Origin of the sequence: Pigmentiphaga daeguensis, from assembly GCF_039523035.1 — a bacterium.
In the GTDB taxonomy this organism is placed as follows: Bacteria; Pseudomonadota; Gammaproteobacteria; order Burkholderiales; family Burkholderiaceae_B; genus Pigmentiphaga; species Pigmentiphaga daeguensis.
In genome coordinates this window covers 1-16,367 of sequence record NZ_BAAAEN010000022.1, presented here as the reverse complement: position 1 = coordinate 16,367, position 16,367 = coordinate 1, and the positions used below count along the sequence as shown (strand labels likewise).

General features: G+C 69.5%; 17 protein-coding genes. 16 read left to right on the top strand and 1 reads right to left on the bottom strand.

From position 1 onward, the window contains the following. Positions 1-8: 8 nt before the first annotated feature. The 9 genes from ABD104_RS22720 to ABD104_RS22680 are packed head-to-tail and all read left to right on the top strand — an operon-like array spanning position 9 to position 7,636. Positions 9-689 (top strand): hypothetical protein, encoded by a 681-nt coding sequence (locus tag ABD104_RS22720; RefSeq protein WP_343928254.1) that lies wholly within the window; start codon positions 9-11, stop codon positions 687-689. A 44-nt stretch (positions 690-733) separates the two neighbouring features. Continuing rightward, positions 734-1,342 carry a hypothetical protein gene (locus ABD104_RS22715; RefSeq protein WP_343928253.1) on the top strand — a complete coding sequence of 203 codons (609 nt, stop codon included), beginning with the start codon at positions 734-736 and terminating at the stop codon, positions 1,340-1,342. After that, entirely contained in the window at positions 1,339-1,557 is a 219-nt protein-coding gene (locus ABD104_RS22710) for a hypothetical protein (RefSeq protein ID WP_176400784.1), read from the top strand. Before ABD104_RS22715 ends, ABD104_RS22710 begins: the two co-directional genes overlap by 4 nt. Further along, positions 1,554-2,420, top strand: a complete 867-nt coding sequence (gene cpaB, locus ABD104_RS22705; protein WP_343928252.1) for a Flp pilus assembly protein CpaB — start codon at positions 1,554-1,556, stop codon at positions 2,418-2,420. The genes ABD104_RS22710 and cpaB overlap by 4 nt, the downstream gene beginning before the upstream one ends. Beyond that, a complete protein-coding gene (locus tag ABD104_RS22700; RefSeq protein WP_343928251.1) occupies positions 2,417-3,838 on the top strand; it encodes a type II and III secretion system protein family protein in 1,422 nt (473 codons plus the stop codon). Before cpaB ends, ABD104_RS22700 begins: the two co-directional genes overlap by 4 nt. Then, entirely contained in the window at positions 3,838-5,523 is a 1,686-nt protein-coding gene (locus tag ABD104_RS22695; RefSeq protein WP_087839855.1) for a TadA family conjugal transfer-associated ATPase, read from the top strand. The genes ABD104_RS22700 and ABD104_RS22695 overlap by 1 nt, the downstream gene beginning before the upstream one ends. After that, positions 5,520-6,380 (top strand): type II secretion system F family protein, encoded by an 861-nt coding sequence (locus tag ABD104_RS22690; protein WP_343928250.1) that lies wholly within the window; start codon positions 5,520-5,522, stop codon positions 6,378-6,380. Before ABD104_RS22695 ends, ABD104_RS22690 begins: the two co-directional genes overlap by 4 nt. A gap of 52 nt (positions 6,381-6,432) precedes the next feature. Continuing rightward, on the top strand, positions 6,433-7,302 hold the full coding sequence (locus tag ABD104_RS22685; RefSeq protein ID WP_279818911.1) for a type II secretion system F family protein: 870 nt from the start codon (positions 6,433-6,435) through the stop codon (positions 7,300-7,302). Between the two features lie 4 nt (positions 7,303-7,306). Continuing rightward, entirely contained in the window at positions 7,307-7,636 is a 330-nt protein-coding gene (locus tag ABD104_RS22680; protein WP_343928249.1) for a DUF192 domain-containing protein, read from the top strand. A gap of 33 nt (positions 7,637-7,669) precedes the next feature. Here ABD104_RS22680 and argH read toward each other — a convergent pair whose 3' ends face one another. Next, the gene (gene argH / locus ABD104_RS22675) at positions 7,670-9,091 is read right to left on the bottom strand and encodes an argininosuccinate lyase (protein WP_279818917.1); all 1,422 of its coding nucleotides are present in this window, start codon (positions 9,089-9,091) and stop codon (positions 7,670-7,672) included. Between the two features lie 22 nt (positions 9,092-9,113). Here argH and ABD104_RS22670 point away from each other — a divergent pair, with 22 nt between their 5' ends. The 7 genes from ABD104_RS22670 (at position 9,114) to ABD104_RS22640 (ending at position 16,313) form a co-directional block, all read left to right on the top strand. Next, entirely contained in the window at positions 9,114-9,890 is a 777-nt protein-coding gene (locus tag ABD104_RS22670; RefSeq protein ID WP_176400782.1) for a LytTR family transcriptional regulator DNA-binding domain-containing protein, read from the top strand. Then, positions 9,887-11,020 (top strand): GNAT family N-acetyltransferase, encoded by a 1,134-nt coding sequence (locus tag ABD104_RS22665; RefSeq protein WP_343928248.1) that lies wholly within the window; start codon positions 9,887-9,889, stop codon positions 11,018-11,020. Before ABD104_RS22670 ends, ABD104_RS22665 begins: the two co-directional genes overlap by 4 nt. A 78-nt stretch (positions 11,021-11,098) precedes the next feature. After that, positions 11,099-13,159, top strand: a complete 2,061-nt coding sequence (locus ABD104_RS22660; protein ID WP_087839849.1) for an NAD(+) synthase — start codon at positions 11,099-11,101, stop codon at positions 13,157-13,159. Between the two features lie 78 nt (positions 13,160-13,237). Beyond that, positions 13,238-13,576: a P-II family nitrogen regulator gene (locus ABD104_RS22655; protein ID WP_124688498.1), complete on the top strand. Its 339-nt coding sequence runs from the start codon at positions 13,238-13,240 to the stop codon at positions 13,574-13,576. 147 nt (positions 13,577-13,723) lie between these two features. Then, a complete protein-coding gene (cysP, locus tag ABD104_RS22650) occupies positions 13,724-14,740 on the top strand; it encodes a thiosulfate ABC transporter substrate-binding protein CysP (RefSeq protein ID WP_343928247.1) in 1,017 nt (338 codons plus the stop codon). Positions 14,741-14,854: 114 nt separating this feature from the next. Further along, positions 14,855-15,688 (top strand): sulfate ABC transporter permease subunit CysT, encoded by an 834-nt coding sequence (gene cysT, locus ABD104_RS22645; RefSeq protein ID WP_087839846.1) that lies wholly within the window; start codon positions 14,855-14,857, stop codon positions 15,686-15,688. Between the two features lie 130 nt (positions 15,689-15,818). Further along, on the top strand, positions 15,819-16,313 hold the full coding sequence (locus ABD104_RS22640) for an ABC transporter permease family protein (protein ID WP_343928246.1): 495 nt from the start codon (positions 15,819-15,821) through the stop codon (positions 16,311-16,313). The last annotated feature ends 54 nt before the right edge of the window (positions 16,314-16,367 follow it).

Sequence of the window (16,367 nt, the reverse complement as noted above, 5' to 3'; positions counted from 1 at the left end):
GCCAGGCCATGGCCGAGGCCCTGCTCGCGCTGGGCGTGCTCGGAACATTGTGGGTGTTGGGCTCGGCACTGGGGCGGCTGCAGGATCTCGCGCTACAGACCGAGTTCGCCGGACGCCATCTTGCCTTCATCGTCGCGCAGGAGGCGCCGCGGGAAATACGCGAGCGCGCACAGGCCTACTTCTTTCATCCTGATCGCCATCGCTGGCTCAACCATGATGGATCTGCATTGCTGCCCGATCGGGCCGGACGATTTTCCATGGACCTCCGGCAGGCGGCCGGGCTGCTGCCAGACCGGGCGCAGCCCGGGGGGAATGCCGAGCCGGCGCGCATGATCAGAGGGGAGTTGTTGCCGGCGTATCCGGGGCTGGTGGCCGGGCGGGCGTCGGTGCAACCCGACGTCGCGCCGGCTGCCAGGCTGGGCGGGTGGGGAACCAGGGCCCCGCTGTCCAGCCGGTTCGCGATCCTGGTGAATGCCGGCCACGCCCGGGACGATGGCGATGTCCAGGCGCGCATCGCCGGCGCTCCCAGGGCGTGGAGCGACGCCGCGCGGCGTACGGAGCGGGCCGGCCGCGCCGTGTCGGCATTGTCGCGCGTCGATCGGCCCTGGGACCGCCCGCCGCCGCAATTCGATTGGCTCACGGCGTGGCAAGGCCTGCTGCCTTCGGACCTTGCGGGAGGCTCGCGATGATCGCCGCCCGGTGCCGCCAGCCGGTGCGAGGTGGCTTCATGCTCGTGATGGGGCTGCTATGGAGCCACGCGGCAGCGGCCCAGCCCAGCGTGCCGCCCGGCGCGGTGGACCGGGGCTGGGGAGGCCGCGTGCGCGTGAACGGCGTGCGGATGGACGTGCGCCTGTTCGAGGTCCGGCAACCGCCGCTCGAGGTCGCCGACGGCGTGGCCAGGCAGCCGGGGCTGGATCCCTGGCTGCTGCCTTTGCCCGATGGCGTGATGCTGAGCGGCATTCGAGACGAGCGCCCCTGGTTGATGCAGCTTCGCCGGTCTCGATCCGGCGCGACGCAGGGACTGCTGGCCGTCGGCCTCGATGCGAAGGCGAATGGGCGCGCCTTGCCCGCCGCGTGGACGCCATCGGGGGCAACGCTGCTGCTGGACCTGCAAACCCAAGACGAGCGGGGTCGGGTGGCCCATCGGCTTTACGTCCACGATGCCGACACCGCGACATTTTCCCGGTTGCTGCAAGCCAGGCTGACGGCGCTTGGATGGCGTGCGGCATCGGATGGAGGACTGATGGAATGGCATCGTGCGCGGCGGGTGCTGCAGCTGGTGGTGGTGGCGCGGGAGCAAGGAAGCGGCTTGCTTGCCGTGGAGATCGAGACGGGCGAATGAAGGAGCGAACGAGCATGATCGTGGCGGGCAGGAGGCGGGGCGCGCGATGGCTGCGGGGGCAATCCGCCGCGGAGTATCTCGTCGTGGCCATGTTGCTGGCCGGCGTGGCCGGCGCAGGATGGTTCGGCGAGGGGGGCGGATTGCTGGCATGGCTGCTCGAGGCCTTGCGCGGTTTTCATCTGCGTTTCGCCGGCTCGCTGGCCTTGCCGCTATGATGCCGCGCCTGCCCCGTCTTCGCGTGGACCGGAAGTGGTGGGTGCTGGTCGTGGCGCTGGGGGCCGGAAGCCTGGCCGCATGGCTTGGGCAGCGCCAGATCCAGGGCCGCATCGACGCCATCGAGGCCGATGCGCGCGCCGCGCGCATCGCCGTGGTCGTTGCCGCGTCCGACCTGGAGGCCGGCCAGCGCCTGTCGGCGGACCTGGCGGCGGTGCGCGAGATCCCGGCCGAGTGGGCGCCGTCCGGCGCCGTCGACCCCGGCAGGTTCGGCGATCTCGACGGCGCTGTGCTGGCCCACCCGGTACGGGCCGGCGAACCTCTCCTGCCGCTGCACCTGGAGGCCGGGCGCCCGGCTCCGCTGGCCGAGCGACTGGGCGAGGGGCGCCGGGCGGTGACCATACCGGTGGACGAGATCAGTTCGGTATCGGGCTTGGTGCAGCCTGGGGACCTCATCGACCTGTACGTGTCCTTCGACCATCGCGGCAAACGGACGACCATGCCGCTGCTGCAACGGATGCGCGTGCTGGCCACGGGACACCAGACCGAGACGCAGGGGGCCGGAGGCGAGGCGCCGCGCGGCGCGTTCTCCACCGTGACGCTGGATGCGACGCCGGACGAGGCGGTCAAGCTCATCATCGCGCGCGATGGCGGAATCCTTACCGCCATGCTGCGCCGCCCGGGGGACGGCAGCCCGGCGCCTGGCCGGGTGTCGGGCGGGCTCGCTTCCCTGCTGGGGCTGGGCGATGCGGAGCCGCCCGAGCCGCGCCGGCGGGCGGGCGCGACCATCATCTATGGCGACCGCGCTCCCCGTCGTATTCCCGGCCTGGGCGAGGCCGGCGAAGGGCAGGGAGGCCTGCCATGAGCGCCGCCATCATGGGGCGAGCCCTGCGCGGCGGTCCCGGTATCGTGTTCGCCATCCTGGCCTGCGCGGCGCAGGCAGCCGAGCCGTCGTCCGCCCCGTGGCCTGCGTGGCTCGAGCAGGAAGAGGTGCCCGCGGCGCCGCCGGCGGCCCAGTCCGGCCAGGACCTTCCGGACGTCGAGATGTACGTCGGCGAGACCCAGGTGTTCCCGGCGCCGGGCGTGGCGCGGGTGGCCGTGGGTAATGGCCGGGTCATCAATGCGGCCACGGCCGACGACAGGGAGGTCGTGGTGTTCGCCAACGCGGCCGGCACGTCGTCGCTGGTCATCTGGGACGGGGACGGCGCCATGCGGCGCATGCGCATCACCGTCGTGCCGGGCCAGTCCTCGCGCGTGCAGCGGGAGATCGAGGCCTTTCTCTCCACCCTCCCATCGGTGCGCAGCCGGCTCGTCGGCGACAAGATCATCGTCGAAGGCGACGACCTGAGCGACGCGGACCAGGCCCGCATCGCGCTGCTGGCGCGCCGCTATCCGCAGGTGGTCGATTTCACCGGGCAGCTCGGCTGGGAACGCATGGTGATGATGGACGTCAAGGTGGTCGAGATGCCGCGTTCGAGGCTGCGCGAACTGGGCGTGCGCTGGGATGGCGCGAGCACCGGCGGCCTGAACGCGGGGCTGGCCTGGGACGCCGCGGTGGGGCGGCCCCTGCGGGCGGCAGCCGGCGACGCCGCGCAACGTCCCGGAGGCGGTCCCATCGAGTTGCCGTTCCCGGCCACGTCCCCGGCGGGGTATCTGGGCATGAATGCCCTGTTGTCCGCGCGCATCCAGGCCATGGCCCAGAGCGGCGAGGCGGTCATCCTGGCCCAGCCGCAACTGTCGGCGCGCAGCGGCTCCACCGCGCGCTTTCTTGCGGGCGGGGAAGTGCCCTATGCGACGGTGGACAGGAACGGCGCGTCGAACACGACCTTCAAGCCCTATGGCGTCACCTTGCAGATCGCGCCGCGGGTCGATGCGGGCGGCACGGTGCGGTCCGTCATCGACGTCGAGGTCAGCGCCGTGGATCCTTCGGTGACGGCCACGGGCGGCCCCGCGCTCAAGGTGCGCAGGACCGCCACGGAGTTCAACGTGCGCTCGGGCGAGACGCTGGTCCTGAGCGGCTTCCTGTCGCGTGAGCAGTCCCAGGACCTGGATGGGTTGCCCGGCCTGTCCAGCCTGCCCATCCTGGGGCCCTTGTTCGGGTCGCGCAGGTTCCAGCGGCGCGAGACCGAACTGGCCATCTTCGTCACCCCGACCGTCGTCACCCAGCGCAATCCCGACCTGCGAGAGCGCATCGACCGCGGGCAGCGAGTGCTGGACGAGACCTTCGGGCCGGAACGGCTGAACGTCCCCGTGCGGCCCGACGTCCCTTTCCTGGAGCGATGATGCTGGACATCGAGATCCTGACCGACGAGGACCATGCGGCCTCGTTGAGCGTGGCGTCGCCGGCGGTGATCGGACGCGGGGATGGCTGCGAGATCCGCCTGCGCCACTGGCGGGTCGCCCGCCGGCACGCCCGGCTGGAAGAACGGACCGAAGGCGTGTTCGTGGAAGACCTGGGGTCGCTGGGCGGGACCTTGGTCAACGGCCGCCGCATCCTCCAATACGGACCCTTGTTGCCCGAGGACGAGATCGTCGTCGGCGCCGTGATGTTGCGTGTACGAGCGGTTGCCGCGCTGGCCGGCGAGGCGTCGTCGCCAGGCGGCGCGCCCCCGTCGGCGGACGGGGCGGCCGCGCCGGTTGCCCGGTCCGCCGCGGGCCACACGCAAGAAGCGGCGATGGTCGAATGGCGGCGCCGGCTGCATGCGCGCCTGCTGGAGGCCCTGGACCTGCGCCGGCGCGACGTGTCCGCCATGAGCGATGCGGCCTTGCGGCAGGAGGCCGACCGCCTGCTGGAAGCGCTGGTGCTGGATGCCGATGCCGAGATTCCCGCTGACCTGGACCGCGATGCGCTCCGCCGGCAGGTCGTGGACGAGGCGGTCGGGCTGGGCCCGCTGGAGTCCTTGCTGGCCGACCCGGACATCTCCGAGATCATGGTCAACCGGCACGATGAGCTGTATGTAGAGCGCGGCGGCGTCCTGTGCCGGTATCCGGCGGTATTCAGCAGCGATCAGTCGGTCCTGGGAGTGATCGAGCGCATCGTCTCGCCGCTGGGCCGCCGCATCGACGAAAGCTCGCCCATGGTCGATGCCAGGCTGCGCGACGGCTCGCGGGTGAATGCGATCATCGCGCCGTTGGCGCTGAAGGGGCCGGCCCTGACCATACGCAAGTTCCCCGCCCGCCGCTTGCGGATGGAGGACCTGGTGGAGGGCGGATCGCTGGATGCGCACATGGCGGCGTTCCTGCGCTTGTGCGTGGAGCGGCGCAAGAACATCGTCGTCTCCGGCGGGACCGGCTCGGGCAAGACGACGCTGCTCAACATCCTGTCGAACTTCATCCCGCCGGCCGAGCGTGTCATCACCATCGAGGACGCCGCCGAATTGCGCCTGGCGCACGAGCACCTGGTCTCGCTGGAGGCGCGGCCGGCCAACCTGGAAGGCCGGGGCGCGGTCTCCATCCGGGACCTGGTGCGCAACGCGCTGCGCATGCGGCCGGACCGCATCGTGGTGGGCGAGTGCCGGGGCGCCGAGGCGCTGGACATGTTGCAGGCGATGAACACCGGCCACGAGGGCTCGTTGACGACGCTCCACGCCAACACGCCGCGCGACGCGATGTCGCGGCTCGAGACCCTGGTGCTGATGGCGGGCATGGACCTGCCGCTGGGAGCCATACGCGAGCAGATCGCCTCGGCGATCGACATCGTGGTCCAGCAGGGCCGCAGCGCGGCCGGGCAGCGGCGGGTGACCGCCATCGTCGAGGTCAGCGGCATCGAGAGCGGCCGTATCCAGCTGCAGGAGCTGTTCCGTTTCGAGCGGCCGGATGGTGCGGTGCCCGGCGATGCCGGATACTTCCAGGGCTGCGAGCTCATGCCCAGTTTCCTCGATGAGTGGCGGGCCGCCGGCGCCGTCATTTCGCCGCAATGGTTCTGCGAGCGCACGCCGGCGCCGGACGGGCCCCGGAGCCTTGCATGAGCGCACGCGCCATCGACGCGCTCATCGCCTGCGCGGTGCTGGTCTGCGTATCGCTGCTGGTCTGGATCGCCTGCGGGTGGGTGCGCGACAGCCTTGTCCGGTACCGGGCGGTGTTCACCGAGACCGCCCGCGTCCGCATGAGCGAGTTCTTCCTGTTCGTGGACGTGAACCAGCTGTGGGTGGCGCACGTTGCGGTGGTCGGCCTGCTGGCGGCCGTCGGCGGGTGGTTCGCGCAGAGCTGGGTCTTCGCCGCCGCCGGCGCGGCGGCCGGGGCGTGGCTGCCGCGCCAGGTCGCCCGCCACCTGCGCACGCGCCGCATGCGCAGGTTCGATGCGCAGTTGCCCGACGCGCTGCTGGCCCTGGCCAGCGCCTTGCGCGCCGGCGCCAGCCTGCAGGCGGGGCTGCGCCAGATAGCGACAGAAAGCGAGGCGCCGCTGGCCCAGGAGTTCGCGCTGCTGATGCGCGAGCAGCGCTTTGGCGTGAGCATGGACCAGTCGCTGGCGAACCTGCATGCGCGCGTACCCACCGAAGCGGCCAGCCTGGTCGCTTCGGCGCTGCGGATCGCCGCCGATACCGGCGGCAACCTGGCCGAGACACTGGAGCGGATAGGCGCGACCGTGCGTGCACGGCTGCACATGGAAGGACGGGTACGCGCGCTTACGGCCCAGGGCCGCTTGCAGGCCAGGGTGGTAGGAATCCTGCCGTGGCTGCTGCTGGCCGCGCTGCATCGCCTGGAGCCCGAGGCGATGCAGCGTCTGTGGACCACTCCCGGGGGATGGGCCGTGCTGGCCTTGGTCGCGGCGCTGGACATCCTCGGGCTGTGGATGATCGCCCGCATCGTCCGGATCGACATATGACAACCGAAGGCGGACTTCATGGGGAAGGCGGCGCTCACGCGACGAGGCCGGCATGGACATGACCGCGCTGCTGATCGGCCTGGCCGTGGCGGCGCTGGCGGTCCTGGCCTGCCTGCTGGTCATCGACCCGCCCCCCTTGCCGGACCGGACGGCCGAGGCGCCGCCGCGCGCGTTCCGGCTGGCCTGGCCCCTGGTCTCGGCGGCCGCCCACTATGGCCGGCCCTGGCTTTCGTGGCAGGGCCGGCGCCGCATCGAGTCCCAACTGGTCCGGTCCGGCTTGCGACATGGCCTGGCACCGGTGCACATCCTGGGAGCGCAGGTGCTGTGCGCCTGCGCCGGTGGATTGGCCGCCGCGCTGCTGGCGTCGTCGTGGTCCGGGCTTCCCGCCCTGGCGGCCTGGGCCGCGGCGGGCGCGGCGGCGGGCGGAACCTATCCGCGTCTCTGGCTGCGCGACCGGGTGCGCCGCAGGCGGCGGGACATCCTGCGGGCCCTGCCATTCGTGCTGGACATGACCACCCTGTGTGTCGAGGCCGGCCTGCACGTGGGCGCGGCTCTGCAGCAGGCGGTCCAGAAAGGGCCGCCCGGGCCGCTGCGCGATGAACTGCGCCGCGTGCTGGGGGACGTGCGCACCGGCGTGCCGCGCACGCGCGCGCTCAAGGATATGGCCGAACGCCTGGAGATTCCCGAGATACGGGCCTGGACCGGCACGCTGGCCCAGGCCGACGCGCTGGGCATGAACCTCGCTCCCATCCTGCGCGCACAGTCCGACCAGCGCCGGGCCGAACGCTTCCTGCGCGCCGAGCGCCTGGCGCTGGAGGCGCCGGTCAAGATGCTGCTGCCCCTGATCGCCTGCATCTTTCCGTGTTCCTTCGTCGTGATCGGCTTTCCGATCGCGGTCAAGCTCATGGATACGGGTTGGTAGGGGCATGGCCTGGCATCGCGCGACCAGCTGCCTGGGCCGCCTGCGCGGATGGTTGGGGCAAGTCCCGCCGGCGCCGGGCGATGGCCTGTGGATCGTGCCCTGCCGGGCGGTTCACACCGTGGGCATGTCCTGGCCCATCGATGTCGTCTTCGTGGACCGGCGGGGCAGGGTGCTGCGCATCGTGTCGGCATTGCGCCCGGGCCGGGCGGCCTGTTGCTGGCGCGCGTGGGGCGTGCTCGAACTGGCGGCCGGAGAAGCCGCGCGGCTGGGATGGAGGCAGGGGATAAGAGTGAGCCGGCGCCGCGGATCGACGCCGATGCGGTCCGGCCCATGAGGCGGGTGCGGCGCGGGCCGCACCCCGCGGAGGTCAGCCGCGCGTCTCGTCCAGCACGCGCTGCGCTTCCTCGCGCACGCGGGCCGGGGCGGTGCCGCCGATATGCGAGCGCGATGCCACCGAGCCTTCCAGCGTCAGTACCGCGTGGATGTCCTCGCCCACCAGGGGATGGAAGGCGCGCAGCTCGTCCACCGACAGGTCGGCCAGGTCGCAGCCGCGTTCCACGCAGGCACGCACGGCCAGCGCGACCGCTTCGTGCGCGTCGCGGAAGGGCACGCCCTTCTTGACCAGGTAGTCGGCCAGGTCGGTGGCGGTGGAGAAGCCCTGCAGCGCGGCGGCGCGCATGGCCTCGGGCTTGACCTGGATGCCGCCGGCCATGTCGACGAAGATGCGCAGGGTGTCGCGCACGGTGTCGGCGGTGTCGAACAGGCCTTCCTTGTCTTCCTGGTTGTCCTTGTTGTAGGCCAGCGGCTGGCCCTTCATCAGGGTCAGCAGCGCCACCAGGTGGCCGTTCACCCGGCCGGTCTTGCCGCGCGCCAGCTCGGGCACGTCGGGGTTCTTCTTCTGCGGCATGATGGAGCTGCCGGTGCAGAAGCGGTCGGCCAGGTCGATGAAGCCCACGCGCGGGCTCATCCACAGCACCAGCTCTTCCGACAGGCGCGAGATGTGCGTCATGACCAGCGCGCCGGCGGCGCAGAATTCGATCGCGAAGTCGCGGTCGGACACCGCGTCCAGCGAATTGCGGCACACGCCGTCGAAGCCCAGCGTGCGGGCCACGCGCTCGCGGTCGATGGGATAGGAGGTGCCGGCCAGCGCGGCGGCGCCCAGCGGCAGGCGGTTGACCCGCTTGCGGCAGTCGGCCAGGCGCTCGGCGTCGCGGCCGAACATTTCGGCATAGGCCAGCAGGTGGTGGCCGAAGGTGACGGGTTGGGCGACCTGCAGGTGGGTGAAGCCGGGCAGGATGGTGTCGGCGTGCTGCAGCGCGAGCGTGGCCAGCGCGTGGCGCAACTGGCGCAGCAGGTCGGTCAGCGTGTCGATCTCGGCGCGCAGCCACAGCCGGATGTCGGTGGCGACCTGGTCGTTGCGCGAGCGGCCGGTGTGCAGGCGCTTGCCGGCGTCGCCCACCAGTTCGGTCAGGCGGCGCTCGATGTTCAGGTGGACGTCTTCCAGGTCGAGCAGCCATTCGAAGCGGCCGGCGTCGATCTCGGTTTCGATGGCGGCCATGCCGCGGCGGATGTCGGCAAGGTCCTGCTGGGTCAGGATGCCCACGGCATGCAGCATGTCGGCATGCGCCAGCGAACCCTGGATGTCGAACTTGGCCAGGCGTTTGTCGAAGTCCACCGAAGCGGTGTACCGTTTGACGAGGTCGGACACCGGTTCGGAGAACCGGGCTGACCAGGCTTCGGCCTTCTTGGCGAACTGGTCTTGGGGGCGGGGGTCGGTCGATTTGGACATGGCGCGGATTATAAAGCGGGTTATGGCGGTTACTGTATCGGGAACGGGCTCGCCCGGGGTACTGGTGGTAGGGCGGGACGCGGCGTTCTGCCGCCGCCTGTCGGCGCAGCTCAGGACGCTGGCCAGGCGCCTGCCGTTGCATCTGCTGCCGCCCGCCGTGGGCGCCGATCAGGCGCGGCGGGCGGATCCGGCTCCCGGCGTGGCGCTGCTCGACCTGGGCCTGCCCGACGCCCAGGGCTACGCGCTGGCCCGGGCCTGGGAACGGTCGGGGCCCCGGCTGGTGCTGCTCCTGCCCTCGCTCGACAGCCTGCCCCAGGCCGAGCAACTGCGCGCGAGCGACCTGCTGGTGCCGCCGATACGCATCGACCGCCTGGAGCAGGCGCTGCGGCAAGCGCTGGGCACCGGCCCATCGCCGGACGCCCTGATGGCCCACGGGCGAGACGGCACGGTCGCGGTGCCGGTGGAAGAAGTGCTCTACCTGCGCGCCGACGGCAAGTACGTCAGCCTGCGCACCCGCCAGGGCGAATTCCTGACCGATCGCGCGCTGGCCGACCTGTCGCGCGCTTTCCCCGAACGTTTCATCCAGGCCCATCGCAACGCGCTGGTGGCCCGCTCGGCCATCGCCGGCGCGCGCCTGGTCACCCCGGAACTTACCGGGGGCGATGCCGATCCCTATTGGGAACTGCTGCTGCATGGCGTGCCCGACCGCATCGCGGTGGCGCGCCGGCGCTGGCCGCTGGTGCGGCGCTGCCTGCCGCAAGGCCGTGCGGCCCAGTCCCTTTCCCCGGAGGCGATTTGACCGATACCGCCGTCGAATTGATCGACGACCTGGGCACCCTCGATCCGGCCGCCTGGGATGCCCTGGCCGCCGGCAACCCTTTCGTCGCGCACGCCTATCTGCACGGCCTGCACGCCACCGGCTGCGCCGTCCGGCGCACGGGCTGGCAGCCCAGCTGCCTGGTGCTGCGGCGGGCGGGCAAGCTCGTGGGCGCCATGCCGCTGTACGTGAAGTCCCATTCCCGGGGCGAATACGTGTTCGACCAGGCCTGGGCGGAAGCCTTCGAGCGCCATGGCCTGCCGTACTACCCGAAACTGTTGTGCGCCGTGCCGTTTACGCCCGTGGGCGGCCCGCGCCTGCTGGCGGCGGCCCACGAGGACCGGGTGCTGCTGGCCCGCGCCGCGATCGAGGTCGCGCGGCAGGCGGGCGTCTCGTCGCTGCACGTGCTGTTTCCCCGCGACGACGACCTGCGGGCGCTGCGCGAGGCGGGGTACATGCTGCGCGAAGGGGTCCAGTTCCATTGGCGCAACGACGGCTATGACAGTTTCGACGCCTTCCTGGCCGCGATGAACCACGACAAGCGCAAGAAGATCCGCCAGGACCGCAAGAAGGTCGAGCAGGCGGGCATACGCTTTCGGCACCTGCGCGGCGTGGCCATCTCCGCCGACGACCTGGCGTTCTTCTATCGCTGCTACGCCTCCACCTATGCCAACCACTGGTCCTCGCCCTACCTGAAACCGGCCTTCTTCCAGGCGCTGCACGCCGCCATGCCCGAGGCGCTGCTACTGGTCATGGCCGAGCGGCACGGCGAGCCGGTCGCCTGCGCGTTGAACGTGGCCGCCGGCGACACCCTGTACGGCCGCTACTGGGGCTGCGTGGATTTCGTATCGGGCCTGCACTTCGAGACCTGCTACCTGCAGGCCATCGCCTATTGCATCGCCCACGGCATCGCCCATTTCGAAGGGGGCGCCCAGGGCGTGCACAAGATGTCGCGCGGCCTGCTGCCGGTGCCGACCTGGTCGGCGCACTGGGTGGCGGACGAACGTTTCGCCGCCGCCATCGCCGATTTCCTGGACCGCGAAACCCGTGGCATGAACCGGTACCTGGACGAACTGGAGTCGCACTCGCCCTTCAAGGCCCCGGCCGATTGACCGGGCAGGGCGGCTGCCGGGACGTCGGCGGGCCATCGGCCTTATGATGTGAGCTACTCCTTGGCGCTGACTTACACGATGAAAGGCAATTTCTTCAACCTCTACGCGCACCGGTTCGCGCGGGTGGCCGTGGGCGTGCCCCGCTGCCGGGTGGCCGACCCTGCGTTCAACGCGGCACAGACGCTGGACCTGGCGCGGCAGGCGGCCGCGCAGGGAGCGGCGCTGGTGGCCTTCCCCGAACTGGGGCTTTCCGCCTACACCTGCGACGACCTGTTCCACCAGGCCGCGCTGCTGGAGGCCTGCGAACGGGCGCTGGGCGACATCGTGGCCGAGTCCGCCGGGCTGCCGGCCGCGCTCATCGTGGGGCTGCCGCTAAGGGTGAACCATTCCCTGTTCAATTGCGCCGTGGTGGTGGCGCGCGGACGCATCCTGGGCGTCGTGCCCAAGACCTACCTGCCCAACTACGGCGAGTTCTACGAAGCCCGCCAGTTCACCGCCGGCGATGCCACGGTGGCCACCCACGTCGAGCTGGCCGGACAACGGGCGCCCTTCGGGCCGGACCAGTTGTTCGAGGTGGCCGACGTGCCGGGGCTGCGCTTCCACGTCGAGATCTGCGAGGACGTGTGGGTGCCGATTCCGCCGTCGTCCTTCGCGGCACTGGCGGGGGCCAGCGTACTGGTGAACCTGTCGGCGTCGAACATCGTGGTGGGCAAGTCGGGATACCGGCACCAGCTCGTCAGCCAGCAGTCGGCGCGCTGCCTGGCGGCCTACCTGTACACCTCGGCAGGGCGGGGCGAATCGTCCACCGACCTCGCCTGGGACGGCCAGTCCATCATCTACGAGAACGGCGAGCTGCTGGCCGAGTCCGGCCGCTTCCTGGACGACTCGCATCTCATCCTGGCCGACGTCGATCTCGAGCGCCTGTCGCACGAGCGCATGCGGCAGACCACGTTCGGCCAGTCGGTGCTGCGCCACAAGGCCGAGACCGAGCGTTTCCGGACGACTGCCTTCGAGATCGGCCTGGCCGTGGACCAGCCCCTGGCGCTGCGGCGCAAGGTCGAGCGCTTTCCCTACGTGCCGGCCGACCGCCGGCGCCGCGACGAGCGCTGCGACGAGGTCTACAACATCCAGGTCCAGGCGCTGGTGCAGCGGCTGTCCGCCATCGGCATGGACAAGGTGGTGATCGGCGTGTCCGGGGGACTGGACTCGACCCACGCGCTGTTGGTCTGCGCCAAGGCCATGGATCGCCTGAACCTGCCGCGCGCCAACATCATCGGGGTGACCATGCCGGGCTTCGCCACCAGCGGGCGCACCCTGCAGCAGGCGCGCGCGCTGATGCGCGTGGTCGGCTGCACGGCCATGGAGATCGACATCCGGCCCAGCTGCGCGCAGATGCTCAAGGACATCGGGCATCCGTACGCCTCGGGCCAGGAACTCTACGACATCACCTTCGAGAACGTGCAGGCCGGCGAGCGCACCAGCCACCTGTTCCGGCTGGCCAATTTCCACAACGCCATCGTCATCGGCACCGGCGACCTGAGCGAACTGGCGCTGGGCTGGTGCACCTATGGCGTGGGCGACCACATGTCGCACTACAACGTCAACGCCAGCGTGCCCAAGACCCTGATCACCCATCTGGTGCGGTGGGTGGCCGAGACGGGCAAGGTGGGTGACGGCAGCCAGGTGCTGCTGGACATCCTGGGCACCGAGATCAGTCCCGAGCTGGTGCCGGGCAAGACCGACGGCGCGCCCGCGCAGCGGACCGAACAGTTCATCGGGCCCTACGAGCTGCAGGACTTCAACCTGTACTACATCCTGCGCTATGGCTTCGCGCCGTCGAAGGTCGCCTTCCTGGCGCTGGCCGCCTGGCACGACCGCGAGCGCGGCGACTGGCCCGAGGAAGCGCACGTGCCGCGCAACCAGTACGAACTGGCCGCCATCAAGCGCAACTTGGGCATCTTCGTGCACCGGTTCTTCAAGACCAGCCAGTTCAAGCGTTCGTGCGTGCCCAACGCGCCCAAGGTCGGCTCGGGCGGTTCGCTGTCGCCGCGCGGCGACTGGCGCGCCCCCAGCGATTCCGAAGAGATCGTCTGGAAGGCCGACCTTGCGAACGTTCCCGATACTCCGCCGGACGCCTGAAGGCCGGCGCCCGGCCGGCTACAATCCCAGTCATCGCATCTTCGCCATTCCCGCCAGCATCTCGACAAAGGTCCAGCCATGAAGCAAGTCACCGCCATCATCAAACCGTTCAAGCTCGACGAGGTCCGCGAAGCACTGGCCCAGGTCGGCGTCAATGGTCTGACCGTGACGGAGGTCAAGGGCTTCGGCCGCCAGAAGGGACATACCGAGCTCTATCGCGGCGCCGAATACGTGGTCGACTTCCTGCCCAAGATCCGCATCGAGCTGGTGATCGCCGACGAACTGGTCGACCAGGCCGTGGAGGCCATCATTCGCGTGGCGCGCACGGGCAAGATCGGCGACGGCAAGATCTTCGTGACACCCGTCGAGCAGGTCATCCGCATCCGCACCGGCGAGACCGGCGAAGCCGCGGTCTGACGTCCGGGCGGCCATTGCCGCCCCCGGCGTCCGCCATATATTTCTCATAAGAATAAAGAAATGATGAATATATGGTTTGATGACATATGTGGATTTGTTACGTTTACGTCTCTCGCATCCACATAGTCAGAAGAAGGACGCCGTTTCATGTTCAAGAAGATCATCGTGCTCGCGGCCACCTCGGCCGCGCTGCTCACGGCAGTGACGGGGACGGCGCAAGCCCAGGACAAGCCGCTGCTGAACGCCTCGTACGACGTTGCGCGCGAGGTGTTCGCCGCGGTCAATCCCAAGTTCCAGGCGTACTGGAAGGCCAAGACCGGCCACGACATCAAGATCGACCAGTCGTTCGCTGGTACCTCGCGCCAGGCGCAGGACATCATCCAGGGCAAGAAGGTCGACGTCGTGACCTTCAACCAGGTGCCCGACGTCGACATCCTGGCCCAGCGCGGATTGCTGCGCAAGGACTGGCAGAAGGCCTTCCCGAACAACAGTTCGCCGTACTACAGCACCATCGCCTTCCTGGTGCGCAAGGGCAACCCCAAGAACGTCAAGAACTGGGACGACCTGGCGCGCGACGACGTCAAGCTGGTGTTCCCGAACCCCAAGACCTCGGGCAACGCGCGCTATACCTACCTGGGCGCGTGGCTGTACGCCAACGAGAAGTTCGGCGGCGACCAGGAGAAAATCAAGCAGTTCGTCGGCAAGGTCCTGCACAACGTCGTCAACTTCCCCACCGGCGGGCGCGGCGCGACCGTGGCGTTCGCGCAGAACGGGCAGGGCGACGTGCTGCTGACCTTCGAGTCGGAAGTAATCAACATCGCCAAGGGCGAGGAATTCAGGGCGGGCGGCTATGAGGTCGTGGTGCCGCCGGTGTCCGTACTGGCCGAGTTCCCCGTGGCCGTGGTCGACAAGGTCGTGGACGAGAAGGGCACCCGCCAGCTCGCCACCGAATACCTGAACTACCAGTACACCCGCGAGATCCAGCTGCTGCTGACCACCTTCAACTACCGGGTCAACCATCCCGACGTCGCCAAGGTCGTGGCCGACCGTTATCCCAAGGTGCGCCTGATCGACCCGACCAAGGTGCTGGGTTCCTGGGATGACATCACCAAGAATCACTTCGGTTCCAACGGCGTGTTGGACCAGTTGCTGGCCAAGCGCTGATCGTGGCGGCGCCGGTCCCGGGGCCGGTGCCGTACAATCCTTCCCGGCAAGGCGCGGCCACCCCGCAGGTGGGCCGCGCTTCTTCGCTTCCGCCCCGATCCCGCCGCCTACGCCGTGAATCCGTCCTTCCGTTTCTTCCGTCGTCCGCCGGTCCTGCCCGGTTTCGTACCGAGCTTCGGCTTTTCGGTGCTGTTCCTCAGCCTGGTCATCCTGGTGCCCTTGTCGGCCCTGCTGCTGTACGTCGGCGACATGACCTGGGCGCAGTACTGGCGGGCGATCTCCGATCCCCGCGTGGTGCAGAGCTACAAGATCACGGTGTCGGGGGCGTTCTACTCGACCGTCATCGTCACCGGCGTGGGCTTCGTGCTGGCCTGGATCGTGTCCCGCTACGATTTTCCCGGCCGGCGGCTGATCGATGCGCTGGTCGACCTGCCGTTCGCCCTGCCCACGGCGGTGGCCGGCATCACGCTGTCGGCCCTGTTCGTGCCCACCGGCTGGCTCGGGCGCTGGTTCGAGCCCCTGGGCATCAAGATTTCGTACGCCTACCCCGGACTGGTGGTGGCCATGATCTTCACCAGCCTGCCGTTCATCGTGCGCTCGCTCCAGCCCGTGCTGGAAGACCTCGAGCCCGAATTCGAGGAGGCCGCGTCCACGCTGGGCGCCACGCGCTGGCAGACCTTCTGGCGCGTGCTGCTGCCCAGCCTGGTGCCGGCGCTGATCTCTGGCGCTTCGCAGGCCTTCATCCGCAGCCTGGGCGAATTCGGCGCGGTCATCATGATCGCCGGCAACATCCCGTTCCAGACCGAGATCACGTCGCTGATGATCTTCGTGCGCCTGCAGGAGTTCGACTATCCCGCCGCCGCCGCCATCGCCTCGGTAGTGCTGATCGCCTCGCTGCTGCTGCTGTTCCTGCTGCAAGTCGTCCAGGGACGACTGCTACGCCGATGATGAGCCCACCCCCTACGCGCTTCGCGCGCCCCCTCAAGGGGGCGACGCTGGCGGACCGGCGGAGCCGGATCCGCGGCGTCCTGGGTCGGGCGGGGCCTTCTGGCCTTATGGATAACTGACACGACTGCCCATGACCAACAAACGGCCCACTCTCGTCCATCAATGGTTGCTAATCGCGCTGGGCATCGTGCTGACGGTGCTGATCCTGGTCGTGCCGCTGGCGCTGATCTTCTCGCAGGCGCTGTCGGGCGGCTGGAGCCTGCTGGCCCAGAACCTGGATGAAGACTTCATGAAGCACGCGATCGGCCTGACCGTGCTGACCACGCTGGCGACGGTGCCGATCAACCTGGTGTTCGGCATCCTGCTGGCCTGGTGCGTGACCCACTACGATTTCTTCGGCCGGCGGCTGCTGACTACCCTGGTCGACATCCCCTACGCGACCTCGCCCGTGGTGGCGGGCCTGTGCTATCTGGTCGTCTACGGGCTGGAAAGCACGCTGGGCAAGTGGCTGTACAGCCATGACATCCAGCTGATGTTCGCCTGGCCCGGCATCATCATGGTGACGGTGTTCGTGACCTCGCCCAGAGGTGGCTCCGGTTGTTTGGACAGTATTTTGAGATTTTAAGTGGAACGCTCCGGGCACATCATGCTGCCGTTTTAATCGCAGGCAGCATCGCGA

Coding starts and splice junctions, on each gene's coding strand:
- ABD104_RS22720 (WP_343928254.1), top strand. CDS start 9: ATGGCCGAGGCCCTGCTCGCGCTGGGCGTGCTCGGAACATTGTGGGTG.
- ABD104_RS22710 (WP_176400784.1), top strand. CDS start 1,339: ATGAAGGAGCGAACGAGCATGATCGTGGCGGGCAGGAGGCGGGGCGCG.
- cpaB (WP_343928252.1), top strand. CDS start 1,554: ATGATGCCGCGCCTGCCCCGTCTTCGCGTGGACCGGAAGTGGTGGGTG.
- ABD104_RS22700 (WP_343928251.1), top strand. CDS start 2,417: ATGAGCGCCGCCATCATGGGGCGAGCCCTGCGCGGCGGTCCCGGTATC.
- ABD104_RS22695 (WP_087839855.1), top strand. CDS start 3,838: ATGCTGGACATCGAGATCCTGACCGACGAGGACCATGCGGCCTCGTTG.
- ABD104_RS22690 (WP_343928250.1), top strand. CDS start 5,520: ATGAGCGCACGCGCCATCGACGCGCTCATCGCCTGCGCGGTGCTGGTC.
- ABD104_RS22685 (WP_279818911.1), top strand. CDS start 6,433: ATGGACATGACCGCGCTGCTGATCGGCCTGGCCGTGGCGGCGCTGGCG.
- ABD104_RS22680 (WP_343928249.1), top strand. CDS start 7,307: ATGGCCTGGCATCGCGCGACCAGCTGCCTGGGCCGCCTGCGCGGATGG.
- argH (WP_279818917.1), bottom strand. CDS start 9,091: ATGTCCAAATCGACCGACCCCCGCCCCCAAGACCAGTTCGCCAAGAAG.
- ABD104_RS22670 (WP_176400782.1), top strand. CDS start 9,114: ATGGCGGTTACTGTATCGGGAACGGGCTCGCCCGGGGTACTGGTGGTA.
- ABD104_RS22660 (WP_087839849.1), top strand. CDS start 11,099: ATGAAAGGCAATTTCTTCAACCTCTACGCGCACCGGTTCGCGCGGGTG.
- ABD104_RS22655 (WP_124688498.1), top strand. CDS start 13,238: ATGAAGCAAGTCACCGCCATCATCAAACCGTTCAAGCTCGACGAGGTC.
- cysP (WP_343928247.1), top strand. CDS start 13,724: ATGTTCAAGAAGATCATCGTGCTCGCGGCCACCTCGGCCGCGCTGCTC.
- ABD104_RS22640 (WP_343928246.1), top strand. CDS start 15,819: ATGACCAACAAACGGCCCACTCTCGTCCATCAATGGTTGCTAATCGCG.